The 15893-nt window shown below is 33.6% G+C and carries 18 protein-coding genes; 16 read left to right on the forward strand and 2 right to left on the reverse strand.

Features of this window, described 5'->3' with window-relative positions; all coding sequences use genetic code 11:
- Positions 1–473: 473 nt before the first annotated feature.
- Entirely contained in the window at positions 474–1550 is a 1077-nt protein-coding gene (gene prfA, locus B0A65_RS14015) for a peptide chain release factor 1 (RefSeq protein ID WP_026981929.1), read from the reverse strand.
- Between the two features lie 794 nt (positions 1551–2344).
- Here prfA and B0A65_RS14025 point away from each other — a divergent pair.
- The 15 genes from B0A65_RS14025 (at position 2345) to B0A65_RS14100 (ending at position 13345) form a co-directional block, all read left to right on the forward strand.
- Positions 2345–2893, forward strand: coding sequence for an REP-associated tyrosine transposase (locus B0A65_RS14025; RefSeq protein ID WP_074658271.1), 549 nt, complete (start codon positions 2345–2347; stop codon positions 2891–2893).
- 229 nt (positions 2894–3122) lie between these two features.
- Positions 3123–3485: a lysozyme inhibitor LprI family protein gene (locus tag B0A65_RS14030; protein WP_074656659.1), complete on the forward strand. Its 363-nt coding sequence runs from the start codon at positions 3123–3125 to the stop codon at positions 3483–3485.
- 298 nt (positions 3486–3783) lie between these two features.
- Positions 3784–4332 carry an REP-associated tyrosine transposase gene (locus B0A65_RS14035; RefSeq protein WP_074656656.1) on the forward strand — a complete coding sequence of 183 codons (549 nt, stop codon included), beginning with the start codon at positions 3784–3786 and terminating at the stop codon, positions 4330–4332.
- Entirely contained in the window at positions 4319–4636 is a 318-nt protein-coding gene (locus B0A65_RS14040) for a hypothetical protein (RefSeq protein WP_074656654.1), read from the forward strand. The genes B0A65_RS14035 and B0A65_RS14040 overlap by 14 nt, the downstream gene beginning before the upstream one ends.
- A 646-nt stretch (positions 4637–5282) precedes the next feature.
- Positions 5283–5651, forward strand: coding sequence for a hypothetical protein (locus tag B0A65_RS14050; RefSeq protein ID WP_074656647.1), 369 nt, complete (start codon positions 5283–5285; stop codon positions 5649–5651).
- Positions 5652–5661: 10 nt separating this feature from the next.
- Entirely contained in the window at positions 5662–5928 is a 267-nt protein-coding gene (locus B0A65_RS14055; protein WP_083370354.1) for a hypothetical protein, read from the forward strand.
- 11 nt (positions 5929–5939) lie between these two features.
- A complete protein-coding gene (locus B0A65_RS14060) occupies positions 5940–6455 on the forward strand; it encodes a hypothetical protein (protein WP_074656645.1) in 516 nt (171 codons plus the stop codon).
- Between the two features lie 79 nt (positions 6456–6534).
- Positions 6535–7398 carry a hypothetical protein gene (locus B0A65_RS14065; protein ID WP_074656643.1) on the forward strand — a complete coding sequence of 288 codons (864 nt, stop codon included), beginning with the start codon at positions 6535–6537 and terminating at the stop codon, positions 7396–7398.
- Between the two features lies 1 nt (position 7399).
- Entirely contained in the window at positions 7400–7786 is a 387-nt protein-coding gene (locus B0A65_RS14070; RefSeq protein WP_083370353.1) for a hypothetical protein, read from the forward strand.
- A 29-nt stretch (positions 7787–7815) separates the two neighbouring features.
- On the forward strand, positions 7816–8259 hold the full coding sequence (locus B0A65_RS14075; RefSeq protein ID WP_074656642.1) for a hypothetical protein: 444 nt from the start codon (positions 7816–7818) through the stop codon (positions 8257–8259).
- Entirely contained in the window at positions 8256–8687 is a 432-nt protein-coding gene (locus tag B0A65_RS14080) for a copper resistance protein NlpE N-terminal domain-containing protein (RefSeq protein WP_074656640.1), read from the forward strand. Before B0A65_RS14075 ends, B0A65_RS14080 begins: the two co-directional genes overlap by 4 nt.
- A gap of 95 nt (positions 8688–8782) precedes the next feature.
- Complete coding sequence (locus tag B0A65_RS14085; RefSeq protein ID WP_074656638.1) at positions 8783–9862, forward strand: acyltransferase family protein; 1080 nt, start codon at positions 8783–8785, stop codon at positions 9860–9862.
- A 106-nt stretch (positions 9863–9968) separates the two neighbouring features.
- Positions 9969–12278 (forward strand): type IA DNA topoisomerase, encoded by a 2310-nt coding sequence (locus tag B0A65_RS14090; RefSeq protein WP_074656635.1) that lies wholly within the window; start codon positions 9969–9971, stop codon positions 12276–12278.
- 111 nt (positions 12279–12389) lie between these two features.
- Positions 12390–12866, forward strand: coding sequence for a DUF6265 family protein (locus B0A65_RS14095; RefSeq protein WP_074656632.1), 477 nt, complete (start codon positions 12390–12392; stop codon positions 12864–12866).
- 47 nt (positions 12867–12913) lie between these two features.
- Positions 12914–13345 (forward strand): hypothetical protein, encoded by a 432-nt coding sequence (locus B0A65_RS14100; protein ID WP_123890358.1) that lies wholly within the window; start codon positions 12914–12916, stop codon positions 13343–13345.
- A gap of 196 nt (positions 13346–13541) precedes the next feature.
- Here the strand turns inward: B0A65_RS14100 and B0A65_RS14105 are convergent, their stop codons facing one another.
- The gene (locus B0A65_RS14105; protein ID WP_074656628.1) at positions 13542–14702 is read right to left on the reverse strand and encodes an MFS transporter; all 1161 of its coding nucleotides are present in this window, start codon (positions 14700–14702) and stop codon (positions 13542–13544) included.
- A gap of 213 nt (positions 14703–14915) precedes the next feature.
- Between B0A65_RS14105 and B0A65_RS14110 the strand changes: the two genes are divergently transcribed.
- The gene (locus B0A65_RS14110; RefSeq protein ID WP_074656624.1) at positions 14916–15641 is read left to right on the forward strand and encodes a DUF4198 domain-containing protein; all 726 of its coding nucleotides are present in this window, start codon (positions 14916–14918) and stop codon (positions 15639–15641) included.
- Positions 15642–15893: the final 252 nt, after the last annotated feature.

Below are 15893 nucleotides of genomic sequence, written 5' to 3' on the forward strand. Positions count from 1 at the left end.
TGAGATGATAAGTTGCTAAGACTCTATGCCAACAAGACAAAAAAGCCGAACCATAAAGTAGTCCAGCTTTTTCTATATTCAATATTCTATATTCAATATTCTTTTCTCTATCTTCTATCTTCTATCTTCTATCTTCTATCTTCTATCTTCTATCTTCTATCTTCTTGCTTCTATCTTCTTGCTTCTATCTTCTTGCTTCTATTCTCTAAAAAAAACGTCCCCAAGGTTGAAACCTCGGGCTATAGCATTAAAAACAAAAAAGCCGAATCACAAAGTAGTCCAGCTTTCTCTATTTTCTTTATTCTTTATTCTTTGTACTAATTTTAAAAAAATCGGCTCAACATCTGAATATCTTAGCATCTTAGATCACAACACGTCTCCCAAGGTTGAAACCGTGGGCTATATTCATAAAAAAAGCCGAACGTAAGTTCGGCTCTAATCTATTCTCTTTATTCTATATTTTTGCTCTAATTTTAGAATACTTCACTCGCTTCCTTCAATTTCTCCATATTATTCACCAACTGAAGCTCAGCTACAATTTTCTGAATATCTCCATTCATGATGTTTCCTAGATCGTAAAGTGTCAAACCAACTCTGTGATCGGTTACACGACCCTGAGCGTAGTTGTATGTACGAATCTTAGCCGAACGGTCACCAGAACTAACCTGAGAAGTACGTTTTGTAGCATCTTCAGCTTCTTTCTTAGCCAATTCTTGTTCGTATAAACGAGAACGCAAAACGTTCAACGCCTTATCTTTATTTTTATGTTGTGATTTCTGATCCTGACATTGCGCCACCAAACCAGTTGGAATGTGCGTTAAACGTACAGCCGATTTCGTTGTATTAACCGATTGTCCACCAGGTCCAGACGAACAGAAGAAATCTACACGAACATCGTTCATATCGATTTGAACATCAAATTCTTCCGCTTCTGGTAAAACCATAACCGTAGCTGCCGATGTATGCACACGACCTTGTGTTTCAGTCTGAGGAACACGTTGTACACGGTGAACACCCGCTTCAAACTTCAAAGTTCCGTAAACATCTTCTCCTGAAACCTCAAAAATAACCTCTTTAAAACCTCCGGAAGTTCCTTCGTTCATATCGACAACCGAAGTTCTCCAACCTTGATTCTCACAATATTTAGTATACATTCTGAACAAATCTCCGGCAAAAATACTCGCTTCATCCCCACCCGTTCCGGCACGAATCTCGACCATCACGTTTTTAGCATCTTCAGGATCTTTTGGGATCAGCATAAACTTGATTTCTTCCTCCAGTTCTGGCAATCTTTCTTTTGCTTCGTCAAGTTGCATTTTGGCCATTTCGGTCATATCTGCATCACTTCCATCCGCAATAATTTCGTTTGCCTCATCTATATTAGCCATCAAAAGCACATATTCATCACGCTTTTCAGCCAATGCTTTTAAGTTTTTGTACTCTTGATTCAATTGCACATAACGTTTCTGATCAGAAATAACATCCGGCTGGATAATTAAGTCCGAAATCTCGTCGAAACGTTGTTTTACTATTTGAAGTCTATCTAACATTTTTAATTCCTTTTTATTGGACTGCAAAATTACGAAATTTTTGTTGAAAATTCTATCATTAACTTTTTGAGTTTTTTAGGGCTTGTTTCTTAAGATTGTTTGGTGGAATTATGATGTTTTTTTTGGATCCCGATAGCTATCGGGACTGTCTATCCGCTATATCTTTTTAGGCAGAACATTTTCGTTAGGATTAGATCTTTTCGTTTGCCTAAAAAGGATGCCGCTGCTATCAGGGCTATGGGAATTGTTTTCAAAAGAGGGCTTTACGGATTTCCGTAAACTTTCTGAATTAAAAGCAGTTACTTTTGATTCAATAAACAAACATTTACTCTTTAGATCAATAATAATCCCACGCTAGCGCGATCGTCCCGCTCGTGAACACAACTTCTGAGCATATAACCGAAGTATCTCCAATTCTTTGTCTTTTAGTTTTGATTTATTTTTTGTAATCCAAACTTTAGCAGATAAATCAAATTCCCAGCTCCCCGCTGGCGCGAGCGTCCCGCTCGTGAACACAAGCCATGTCAACATAAAAACAATGAAATACTTTGCGGGCACGAGCGAGACGCTCGCGCTAGCCTAGGAAGCTAAAAATGTAAAATTACCTCCGCTATTGCGAACGTCTCCCCCCGCTGACGCGAGCGTCCCGCTCGTGAACACAAGCCATGTCAACATAAAAACAATGAAATACTTTGCGGGCACGAGCGGGACGCTCGCGCTAGCATAATGGACTGTTCATTAAGCGTTCTTGTCTAAACATGAAAGTTTTTTCTTATATTAGTTCAAAATATAATATGAGCAGAAAATATAAATTTAAAGACAAGGCTGGAGCATATTTTATCAGTTTTGCCACAGTCTATTGGATAGATGTGTTTACGAGAGAAGAATATTTTGGAAATATAGTTGAATCATTAGATTATTGCCGAAAAAATAAAGGAATGGAAATTTACGGATATTGTATTATGCCTAGTCATATCCATTTAATTTTTAGATCAGAAAACAAAAATCCTTCTGGACTAATACGAGATTTTAAAGGATTTACATCAAAAAAAATGTTGAAGTCAATTGAAGAGAATCCACAAGAAAGTAGAAAAGAATGGATGCTATGGATGTTTGAGCGAGCTGGAAAGAAAAACAGCAATGTAAAATTCAGGCAATTTTGGCAGCAAAATAATAAACCTATTGAGATTTGGTCACTAAAAATTTTTGAGCAAAAACTAAATTACATCCATAACAATCCACTAGAAACAGGTTTTGTAACTAATCCAATAGATTGGAAATATAGTTCGGTAAGAAATTATGGAGATGATGATCAAACTGTCTTAGAAATTGACATCAATTGATTTTGATTGCGGGCACGAGACTTTGCGTATTTTTTTTCGCTCTTAGAAGGTTCAAACCTCTCAAAAGTCTCCTGACTTTTTACTAATTCCTTCAAATATTATAATTATGGCTTCCCGTAAGGTTTTGGAATTAAAAGAGATTATGTTTGAGAAATGATTTTTATCGTTTAATCAGCAGTTTTTATAAATTAGCCATTTGCAGCCGATATAACAAATCCGAACCAAAACCATGATCAAAAAAATTACATTTCTACATCTTTCGATATTATTTCTATTTATTTTTAGCACTAATTTGCTTGCGCAGACACAAGCTGAAATGAATCAGACTGCTATTGATAATTTTACAAAAGCGGATAATGAACTTAACCAAGTTTATAAAAAGCTTGTGAAAAAATTAGATGAAAAAGAGAAAAATTTATTGATTACAGCTCAGAAAAACTGGATTAAATTTAGAGATGCAAAATGTGAATTTGAAAAGCAACAATATGACGGAGGAAGTATTCAGCCCTTAATTTATTATACCTGCCTCGCTGAATGTACCGAAGATAGAACTGAAGATCTTAAAAGAAACTTAGAAGATCGAAACAGATAACGAAATCAGTCACTAACGGGAACGTTATGCTGGTGAATACAGTATAAACGAGACCAAAATTTTAGACCACCAATCTTTAAAAAAAATCCAAACCAAAACCATGATTAAAAAAATTACATTTCTACTTTTCCCCCGCTAGCGCGAGCGTCCCGCTCGTGAACACAAGCTATATCAACACAAAGACAAACAAAAAACTTTGCGGGCACGAGCGGGACGCTCGCGCTAGCGTAAGAAAGCGTACCCAAAACATCTCGCTTCAAAATACAGGTTTTTTCTTACTTTAGCTCAAAATATAATAATGAGCAGAAAATATAAATTTAATGACATCGCTGGAGCATATTTTATCAGCTTTGCCACAGTCTATTGGATAGATGTTTTTACAAGAGAAGAGTATTTTGGAAATATTATTGACTCATTAGACTATTGTCGAAAAAATAAAGGAATGGAAATTTACGGATATTGTATTATGCCTAGCCATATCCATTTAATTTTTAGATCAGAAAACAAAGATCCTTCTGGACTAATAAGAGATTTTAAAGGATTTACATCAAAAAAAATGTTGAAATCAATTGAAGAGAATCCACAAGAAAGTAGAAAAGAATGGATGTTATGGATGTTTGAGCGAGCTGGAAAGAAAAACAGCAATGTAAAATTCAGGCAATTTTGGCAGCAAAATAATAAACCTATTGAGATTTGGTCACTAAAAGTTTTTGAGCAAAAACTAAATTACATCCATAACAATCCACTAGAAACAGGTTTTGTAACTAATCCAGTAGATTGGAAATATAGTTCGGCAAGAAATTATGGAAATGATGATCAAACTGTCTTAGAAATTGACATCAATTGATTTTGATTGCGGGCACGAGCGGGACGCTCGCGCTAGCGGAGATAAATCTGGTTTCGAAAACGTAAAATTATTTTATGCCTGGGATTCCGATTATATGAAAGAAAACAAACTCAAAACCGACAAGATCAAAGAGAATCCTGAAGCAGAATACATCATTTGGAAATACAATGATGGAAAACTTGATAATGTATTTCTATTCGGCTCTGCTAAAGATAATTTTTTAAATCTGCTTGTTTACTCCACTATTTGGGATGAAGCTAAAAAGGTATTATTTTTAGAAAATCTGTATCAATTAAATAAATAATTCAGCTTAAAAAAATGCTGCTTTTATAAAAGAAAAATAAAATGAATTTCAAAAAAGAATATTTTAGAATTTTTTTATTATTAAACATTCTCTCACTGACAATAAGTTTATTATCAGAAAAAGACATTTACTCTGATTTTGATTTAACGAGTGGTTCACTTCTTAAAAAGTTGTTTTTACTAGTATTAAACATTTCAATATTTACTTTTTCGAAATCCAAAAACATTTCTAAAAAAATGAATTTGAACATTAGTTTAATTATGGTTGTTACAGGGTATTTCCTTATTTATAATAACTATTACCCATTCAAAATGAATAATTTGACATTCGGATTAAATTTTTTAACAACATTGGTAATACTGTTCTTAAATCAGAAAAAAGAATTAATTTCTATTACAAAAAGTTTGACAATCGCTTATCTATTTCTAATTGTGATTTCCTTTATTGTTTCTTATCAAATAGCAAAAAATCAAAATTTCTCCATTAGTCAGAATTTAAAGTTTGAACCTGTTTTCTCAATTCGTAATTTAATCTTACCAGTAATTTGGCTGCTTGTTTTAATGACTAATAAAACTATAGTATTGAAATTAATAGAGAATAACGACAGGTAAATTCCATTCCACAATTACAAACAATAAAGCACATTATGAAAAAAGCATCTCTACTATTTTTCTTCGGTTTACTTTTTAACATCGGTTTTTCTCAGGAATCTATTTGCGAAAAATTCAAAATCGGAAAATTTCTCTATACCAGCGAAGGTCTTCCAGACATAACCGTAACCAGAACCAAAACCACTCAAACCGAAACTATTAAAGAATCGCCAGAAGTTATTCAAGGGACAATCGTTTGGAAATCAAATTGCACTTATGAATTTATTTTTACGAAAGGCCCTGTACCAGAGCTTATAGGAAGAACGATGTCTGTCGAAATATTTAATATAAATGGGAATATAGCAAAAGGAAAGGCTTTGTTTGAAGGAAAGTATGTAAATTTCGGTTTAGAAAAGTTAGATTAATTTCAAACAAATGGAAAATATGGATTACGAACAATACATCACAAACATTGGTACTCCAAAAGAGTATTCCGATAGTATGTATTTGGTTTATTTGGAACTTTATAAAGCAGATGAAGAGTTGGCCAAAATAATAGCAGAACATTGTAAGATTGTTTCAGAACTAGAATTTGGTTATATATGTGAAGCCAACATGCAAAGCATTCCAGAAATTGCCCGTTCTTTATCTTTAAAAAATCATGCTATTTATCAAATTATTAGACTAGTAAAACTTTCTTAAAATATAATTCTATGAATATCAAAAATCTTAAACCTGTCATTCTGTTTCTATTTCTGTTACTCTCTGGCTTATCTTACAGTCAGGATTACTTGTTACCCAATGAAGTAAATCTTTATTCATTTGAAACAAAAAGTGGTAAAAAAATGATCTTGGCAAAAGATAAAAATGACAAGTATATGATTTACAGATTTGGAACAAAATCTAAAATTGAATTTGAATATCCAGAAAAAACAAAAGAAAGCTGGAAGAAATTTACTTACTCCTTTTATTTGCGTGGTGGCGGAAAAATGAATGAAGGAATGGATTTGAATTATGTGGCTTTTACAAATAAAAATTTTAAATACGTCATTTATTATTCCTACTTCGCTGTTGGTGAAAAAGTAAATATTGGCGTCAAAATAATTGATTTAAATACTAAGAAAACAGTCGACATCAAAGGCGATTACAAAACCTTACAAGGAAACTTAGTGAAATTTAGAGATAATGATTTGATCCATGTTGACGACAACGGAGAATTATACGATTAATAAACCCACAACGTAATTACATAGCTTTCCAAAGAATCAAGTAATATAAAAATATCGATAATTATCCAAACAATACAGAATGTTAAGACCAAATAAAAGTTTACAGAAATTAATTCCCTTATTACTTATTGTATTAATAAGCTGTAAACATGTACCAACAGAATTTATAGCGAATCCTTCTTGTTCTCAAATTGAAAAATTTAATTATTCTAAGTCTGTAATTTTATTTGTCGACGACAACGAAACCAAAGTAAATATTTTGAAAGATGAAGCTTTTTTGAAAGAAATAAAAGAGGGCTATAATTTTATAATTATTAATAAAAACGCAAAATGTAAAACTGTTGCCGAGTTAGAAAAGAAGTTTCATATTGAATACTATCCTACAATTATCAGCACAAATGACGAGGGTAAGGAAATTTACAGGGCGATCAATTTTGACATTCAGGAGGGCGAGTTACCGTACAAACATTTATTTACAGAAACAGAATACCACTTAAGTTATTTTTCAGAAGATCATAAGGATATTAATCAACAAAAAATCGACTCTATTGAGGATGGTTATTGGTTAACTACCGGAAACATCACTATTTTCGACAAGTCCATAAACAATGAAAATTATGTCTATTTAGGGTATACAGGAGGTGGATTAATGGCAACAAAAAACGACAAAGAATATTTCATAGAAAAAGAAGCTGTTTTTGACATCTATTCAAAATGGAAACGAAAAAATAAATACATATTTGATTGGTATATTAGCAATAACAACAAAATGATATGTTACGAAATTGATGCTGTTGAAAAAGAAACAGCACTAATTCCGAAAATTAAAACCGATACATTAGATTTTATCTCACTTAACAAAAATGAGTTTATTTTAAAAAAAGATAAAATGGAATTGAAATTTGTGAGAGATACAACGAGAATATGGAAGACATTTCAATAAAATGTCTCATCAAAAGGATCACATAACCAAACGAAAAGTAGAAATGACAAAATTCAACTTCAATAATAAAAGATTTGCCGTTATTCAAAATTCCGATAACGGACAAGTAAACACCGAAACTATTTTTAAGTACAAACAAGAAGACAATCTTGTAACGGCTGACTATTTTGGCGGAACAATAAAATACGGAAAAATTATTGCCGACTTAAAAGAGGATAAATTACATATGCTCTATCAATGTTTAACCGTAGACAATGAATTAAAAGCCGGTAAGGCATTAGCAAAAATTACTTTATCAGAAAGTGGCAAAATTAAATTGAGTTTAGATTGGGAATGGTTAACAAACGGAAACGATAAAGGAAGATCTGAATATATCGAGATAGAGTAACTACAATATTATGATCTAAAACATTATAGATGAAGGCAAAACCCTTTTATATGTATGGAGGATTCTTTATCGTTTTTATTGCTGCATGTTTTTTATGGATGATAATAAATGAAACTTTCTCAGAAAAAGCGACGTTTATCGCTTATCGGGATAAAGACATTGAAAAGCAATTAGGGTTTTCTTTTGAAGAATATGCAAAAACAAAATCCATAATTACTATGCAACTTAACGGAAATGAAAAATATGATGATAGTATTCTAAATCGTTTTCAGTTTGAAATTCAAAAAATAATGAAGGAAGAGGATGCAAATAAAGGTATTCATCTAAAATTTAGCAAAAAAACTACATATGAAAATGTAATTCGTTCCTTCAAAATATGTAAAGTAGAGAAATGTTCTACTTATGCTCCTGATGGATACGCTTTATGGGTTTTTCCATATTATAAAAAGCAAAACAAAAAAATGGTAAAATGAAACGACTCCTTACTTTCCTGTTTTTAATTTTCAGTCTAACTCTATTCGCGCAATCCAATCAATTTGCTGGCGAATATCAGCGCAAACTTGAAGACACACAAAATAAACATGTAATCGAATATAAATTGACTTTAAATCAGGACGGAACATTTGTGTTTCATTCCTATTCAAACCTTAATGGCGGTGTTCCACCAGAAGTAAATAAATACGGAAAAGGAAAATGGACTGCAAAAGACAATCTGATTACTTTTTCTTCAAATAAACAAGACGATTTTGATGAAAAATATACTTTAGATTTTAATAAGTCTACGGCGAGATTTGTAACTAAAAATCCAAGAGATAAGTCGGACAAAATTGTTAAAACCAGACTTACTTTTTTGGAGTCGGGAATCTTCTGGATGGAGAGAATTGATATTTTTAAAATCTGAAAATAAAAAGACTTAATGCCAACTCCTTAACAACAAAAAATTTCGTTCCTAATTTCTAAATTCCTATTTTGCATCTTCAAAATCAGAATTTACAAATGACCACTATCACTACCGAAGTTTTAAAACCAAAACAACATTTTGAAATCCTTGACGGTTTAAGAGGAATAGCCGCTTTAGCCATTGTTGTTTTCCATTTTATGGAAATCGTTTATCCGCCTGCTGAAAATTTTATCGCTCACGGTTTTTTAGCTGTTGACTTTTTCTTTTGCCTCTCCGGATTTGTTATTGCCTACGCTTATCATGATCGTATGGAGAAAATGAGCCTTACTGAATTTTTTAAATTACGATTAATTCGATTGCATCCGTTGGTCATTTTTGGTTCGGTCTTAGGCTTGCTGACTTTTCTTTTTGATCCGTTTAGCAATCATGCCGCAAGTTATGAAACCGGAAAATTGATTCTGATAATTTTGAGCACACTTCTTCTAATTCCTTTTCCGGCAATGCCCGATCGTTATTTCAATATTTTTGGTCTAAATGCGCCAGCCTGGTCTCTGTTTTGGGAATATATTGCCAATATTTTTTATGCCCTTTTCCTTCACAAACTGAGTCGTCGTGCGCTCTTTGTATTGACCCTTTTTGCTGCAGCAGGAATTTGTTTTGTTAGCCATCGTGCGGGAGGTTCTTTAATGGGCGGATGGAGTGGAGAAACCTTTTGGGATGGATGCGGTCGTATCTCGTTTTCTTTCTTAGCCGGTATGTTGATTTATCGTTCTAATTGGGTCATCAAAACAAAACTCGGTTTTATTACTTTATCTATATTAATGTTGCTAGCTTTTTTATTGCCTTTTACTGATTGGAACTGGCTGACAGAACCTCTAGTTGTGCTAGTTTATTTCCCGTTACTAATTGCATTGGGAGCGGGAGCTACACTAACACAAGGTTTAAGAAAACTGTGCATCTTCTTCGGAAAAATATCGTATCCGTTATACATGACGCATTATGCCGTGATGTGGATATTCGCGGGCTATTATGCGAAATACAAACCGGCAACGGGGCAATTGGCTCTTATCATCGTAATCGGAACACTTCTTTTACTTGGTTTCGCTTATTTAACAATGATTTTTTATGATACTCCAATCCGAAAGTATTTAACGGAGAGAAGAAAGAAGGCTTAATCTGCGAGAACAAACAAAAAAAATTCGCGCCTTAGTGTCTTAGTGGCAAAAAATTTCGATACCAATTTCTAAATAACTAATTTCGCTCTCAAATAAGAAAGAGAAAATGAAGGTCTGTATTGCCGAGAAACCAAGTGTAGCACGTGAAATCGCATCCGTTTTGGGAGCCAATACCAAGCACGACGGCTATTACGAAGGCAATGGTTATGCGGTGACGTATACTTTTGGACATTTATGTACCTTAAAAGAACCCAACGATTACAAACCACACTGGAAAAGTTGGGATTTGAACAACCTGCCCATGCTTCCGGAGAAATTCGAGACCAAAGTAGTGGAGAATTCGGGAATCCAAAAACAATTTAAAATTGTAAAAAGCTTATTCGACAAAGCCGAAGTAGTCATAAACTGCGGGGATGCCGGGCAAGAAGGAGAATTGATTCAGCGTTGGGTCATGAACGAAGCCAATTATAAAGGAGAAGTGCAGCGTTTGTGGATTTCCTCTTTAACAACAGAAGCCATAAAGGAAGGTTTTGACAACTTAAAACCATCTGCGAACTACGATAATTTATTCTACGCCGGATTTTCAAGAGCGATTGGCGATTGGCTACTCGGCATGAATGCCACCCGTTTGTATACCGTAAAACATGGCGGTTACAAACAAGTATTGTCTATCGGTCGTGTGCAAACGCCAACTTTAGCGATGGTTGTGGATCGTTTTAAAGAAATTGAGAATTTTAAACCCCAACCCTATTGGGAATTGCAGACTTTATACAGAGAAACACTTTTTAGTTATGAAGAAGGCCGCTTTTTGAATAAAGAAGACGGACAGCTTTTGGCGGATAAGGTTAAAGAAAGTGACTTCGAAATTGTTTCGGTAGATAAAAAGAACGGAAACGAATTTGCTCCAAAACTATTTGATTTAACAGGTTTACAGGTTTATTGCAATACCAAATTTGGGTTTTCGGCAGATGAAACACTAAAAATTGTACAAACTTTGTACGAACAAAAAGTAGTGACTTATCCGAGAGTTGATACTACGTTTTTACCCAATGATATTTACCCGAAAGTACCGGGAATTCTGCAAAAATTAAGTAAATATGCCCAATTAACGCAGCCGCTTTTAGGTAAAAAAATAAAAAAATCACCTAAAGTTTTCAATGATAAAAAAGTTACAGATCACCATGCGATTATTCCAACCGGAATAGAAAGCAATTTACAATACAATCAACAACAGGTTTACGATATTATTACAAGACGTTTTATTGCTGTTTTTTATGATGATTGTCTGGTTGCCAATACGACAGTAGTTGGAAAAGCAGCCGATGTACTCTTTAAAACGACTGGAAAAGAGATTTTGAAAAAAGGTTTTCGCGTAGTTTTTGAAGATCCGAATGCGAAAGAAAAAGAAGCTGATATATTACCAAGTTTCGTTGTGGGTGAAAGAGGTCCACATGAACCTTCGTTCTTAGAAAAGGAAACCAAACCACCCAATCAGTTTACCGAAGCGACTTTACTGCGTGCCATGGAAACTGCCGGAAAACAGGTAGACGACGAAGATTTACGTGAATTAATGAAAGAAAACGGAATTGGCCGTCCGTCAACGCGTGCGAATATTATTGAAACACTTTTTAAGCGTCAGTACATCGTTCGAAACAAAAAACAAGTTTTGCCAACGCCAACCGGAATTCAGCTTATTGAAACGATTCAGAATGAATTAATCAAATCGGCGGAATTGACAGGTTCCTGGGAAAAGCAATTGAAGGATATAGAAAAAGGAACTTACACCGCTGGCGCCTTTATAAAAAACATGAAACGCATGGTGGAAGCTTTGGTCACCGAAGTGCGAAGTGAAACCCGGCACGCCAATATTTCTCATGCAGGAAATGTGCAGAAAGAAGCAGTAAAAGTAGAACAAAAGAAAGCGGCCGGAATTTTGGCAGAAGCCTGTCCGAAATGCAAAAAAGGAAATCTGATAAAAGGAAAATCGGCTTATGGCTGTTCTGAATATAAATCGGGTTGTGACTTTGTATTGCCTTATGTTTTTTCAGATAAAAAGATAACGGAGAGTCAATATATGCGATTGCTTCAAAAAGGTTCAACCGTAAACATAAAAGGCTTTAAAACCGAAGCTGGTGCCGTAGAAGGTTTAATTCGTTTTGAAGAAAACTACAAGCTTAAATTAGAAGCAAAAAAAACAGCTTCAAAAGCAAAACCTGAAACAAAAGCAAATACAGTATCAGATGTATTAGCATGCCCTAAATGCAAAAAAGGTACAGTGCTAAAAGGAAATACGGCTTATGGTTGCAGCGATTATAAATTGGGTTGTGATTTTAAAGTTACTTTTGATGAGGTAAGAGCAAAACTAAAAGATCAAAAACCTAGCAAAGAGTTGGTTTATGCTATTTTATGTAGTTAGATGTTAAATGTTTTAAATAAATTTTCACAACTCACATTTCACAATTTACAATTCACCATTCACAATTAATTCTTACATTAGTAGTACTATTTAACACCTAAAACCAAAAATATGTTTCAAAAAACCACTCTTCTACTTGTTTTATTGGCTATTGTTTCCTGTAAAAAAGAAGAAACTGTCGAAAAAGATAAAATCAAACTGGCCGACTGGCTTATTGGAACCTGGGAAAATAAATCAGAAGACGGTGTTTTGACAGAAAACTGGCAAAAACTAAACGACAGTACTTTTACAGCAACTTCCTATTTCATTAAAAACAACGACACTTTGCATGCTGAAAAAATAACCTTAGCACAAAAAGGCGAAATGTTATTGTACAGTGCTGCAGTAAATGGTCAGAACAATGACAAAGCCATCGATTTTGGTTCGACTACAGAAAGCGAAAACAAATTGGTTTTCGAAAATCCATCTCACGATTATCCTCAAAAAATCACGTATTCAAAAGGCGCTAATAATACTTTGACTGCTGAAATTTCCGGGAATTTACAAGGAAAGATGACAAAGGAGAAGTTTGTTATGACTAAGAAGTAGATTTTTTTTGTAAACAGTTAAAAGTAAGAAGTAAAAAAATTAAGAATTTGAAATACAAATATAACTACATAAGATCTACTATGATTTTTTGCATTGTTGGTGTTTTTATTCCTGGCTTTACTGCTATTCTCTTACTTGGCATTCAGATGTTCCTGACTCAGATAGGAATTGACTGTACAAATGCATGGAAATTAATTTGGGGGATTTCCTGGATTGGAATGATTCTTCTTCCAGTTTTATTTTATAAAAAATTAAAGAAGAAAGAAACCGAAACTTCTGAAAAAATAAAAACAAATCTGATTTTTTTTAACCTGTTTGAATATATTTTTCTTCAAGCTGGGCTTAGTTTACTTTTCACAAAAGCGAATACTCTATGTTATGTTTCCGATGGTCAAAACGGAATTGAACTTGCTTTTACAGGCTGGCTAGCATTACCTGTTTTAATATTTTTCAGCTACCTCTTTGAATATCATACATAAACTACTGTACATCAATAAATTAGATATAAAAAATATATCGTTCCTCCAGAATTTTAAAACATCAAAAACGAACCATCGGTTCGATCTATTTTGTAGGGCTGGACTTCAGTCCAGTCTAGAAAAATAGCGTTAACAAATTGCCACAGAAACAAAAATCTTAGAACCTCAGAACCTTAGAATCTTAGCAACTCAAAAATCACTCATTCTCCCCAATCTTATTCACCATAAAAATCATCATCATTCCTAAAAGCGCCATTATTAAAAACGCCCATTTCATACTTAGATATTCGGAAATAAAACCCACCATTGGCGGAACAAGCAAAAACCCAAGATAACCAACAGTAGATATAGAAGTTAAGGCAGAACCGCTGCTTAATTTGGATGATCTGCCGGCAATAGCAAATACTAGCGGAACCACACAGGAAACCCCTACTCCAATCAAAACATAACCAAAAATAGTGGGATAAGCATAAGGCAGAATAAAACAGATACCAAATCCTGCTGTGATTAAAATACCACTATAAAACAGAATTCGTTTTGTACCAAATTTCATTACACCATAATCGCCAAACAAACGTCCTAAAGTTACCGCTGTTGCAAAAAATACAAAGGCCGCACTGGTTAACTTTGGAGAAGCATGCAATATATTTTTAAAATAAATTCCGCTCCAATCGTACATAGTATTTTCGCAAGCCATAGACACAAAACAGATCAGGGCAAACTTCACCAGATTTTTTTCCGGCATCGAAAAGAACTTCTTCTTAACAGGCACCGGCTGATTATGAATACTCATGGGATAAAAACAGAAAGTAAGAGCCATCATAAAAACACTCACTCCCAATAAATGGTATGATGGTGCAATATGTTGTGTCACCATTACATAACCTAAACCCGCTCCCGAAAAAACAGCAATACTCCAAACCGCATGAAAACGCGTTATGATCGATTTCGGATACAATTTTTGAACCTCCAGCGATTGCGCATTAATAGATAAATTAAAAATATTACGCGAAGCTCCAAAAATTAAAAGAACAATTACCAACTGCCATACAAAAGCAACCAGACCAGGTAAAGACAAAGCGATATTAAACAGGACTGCTCCTAAAAGCATAATATAGCGGCTACTGTATTTGTTTAATAGCATTCCGGTAAAAGGCATTGTAAGCATTAAACCAATTGGAAATGCAAATAAAACGGCTCCAAACTCCGCTTCGGATAAATGTAATTCTGCCTGTATATGTGGAATTCGGGATACCCAGGAAGAATAGCCAAATCCGGATAGGAAAAAAAAGACAGTGTTAGCTAAACGAAATCCTTGTGGAGTATTTTGTATTTTCTTGAAGAAGGGTAAAATCATGAAGTTTTCTTTTAACAGAACGCAAAATTAAGGCTTTTAAACATATTCTATTCTACGATAATCTCTTAAATTTTCAAGTCATTGATTATGTACTTAAAGTTAATTTCAAATCAGAATAAAAAATTATAATTCTCAATGTTTTATTTTTAATTATTCTAAATAAATTTTAGATTTGTAAAAATATCATACTTAACAATATTTAAACCTGATCTTATGAAATCAAATACTTTAAAAAAAATCACCTTTTTCCTTTTCATGTTAGTGGCAAGTCCGCAATTATTCGCTCATGCCCTTTGGATTGAAACTAAAGCAACAGGAACAAAAGGAAAAGCACAGGAAATTTCAATCTATTTTGGAGAATTCTCAGATAATGATATCACAAAAGCTGACAAATGGTTCTCGGATTTAAAAGATTTTTCATTGATTGTGATTAGTCCGTCAAAAAAGGAAACTAAACTTTCATCAAAAGCTTTAGACAATAAATACCAAGCCTTTTTTACACCAGAAGAAGATGGAGTCTATACGATTGTAATGCACCATAAAGTAAAAGATGTTTACGGAACTATGGTTTTAGATTATAATTCAAGTGCAACTGTTACTGTTGGTAATGCTGCAAAAGGAAATGAGGCTGTTGCAAACACAAATATTATCAGTTTATTTTCTAAAGATGTCATTACTGCGAAACAAAATACAAAAGTGAATGTGAACGCTTTGTATGAAGGTAAAATTGCCAAAGAACAAAAAATGAAAGTAATCGCTCCAAACGGATGGGAGAAAGAATTATGGAGTAATGAAAATGGAGAAGTTTCCTTTACACCAATCTGGCCAGGTAACTACATGGTCGAATTTGCTTATACTGAAAAAGCAGCAGGAGAACACAACGGAAAAAAATATGATGAAGTTTGGAAAATGGCTACTTATCTGATTTCTGTTAAATAATAGTAATCCTTACTTACTATTAAATACACATAGTCTTAGTTAAAGCCTTGTTCAGGAGAACAAGGCTTTTTTATTTCTAAATTATAACAGACACTTAGTTTTCCATAAAGGTTTTGGCTCACTATTTATAATCAATAAAAATAATAATCACAAATTCTTAAGCTAATCTTAAGACAAAACTAATATAAAATTAAGCAAGAAAATACATTGTTAAATTTTGTTAAAACCTTAATGTATTCCTATATTTGCACA

Origin of the sequence: Flavobacterium frigidimaris, assembly GCF_002217275.1 — a bacterium.
Lineage (GTDB): Bacteria > Bacteroidota > Bacteroidia > Flavobacteriales > Flavobacteriaceae > Flavobacterium > Flavobacterium aquidurense.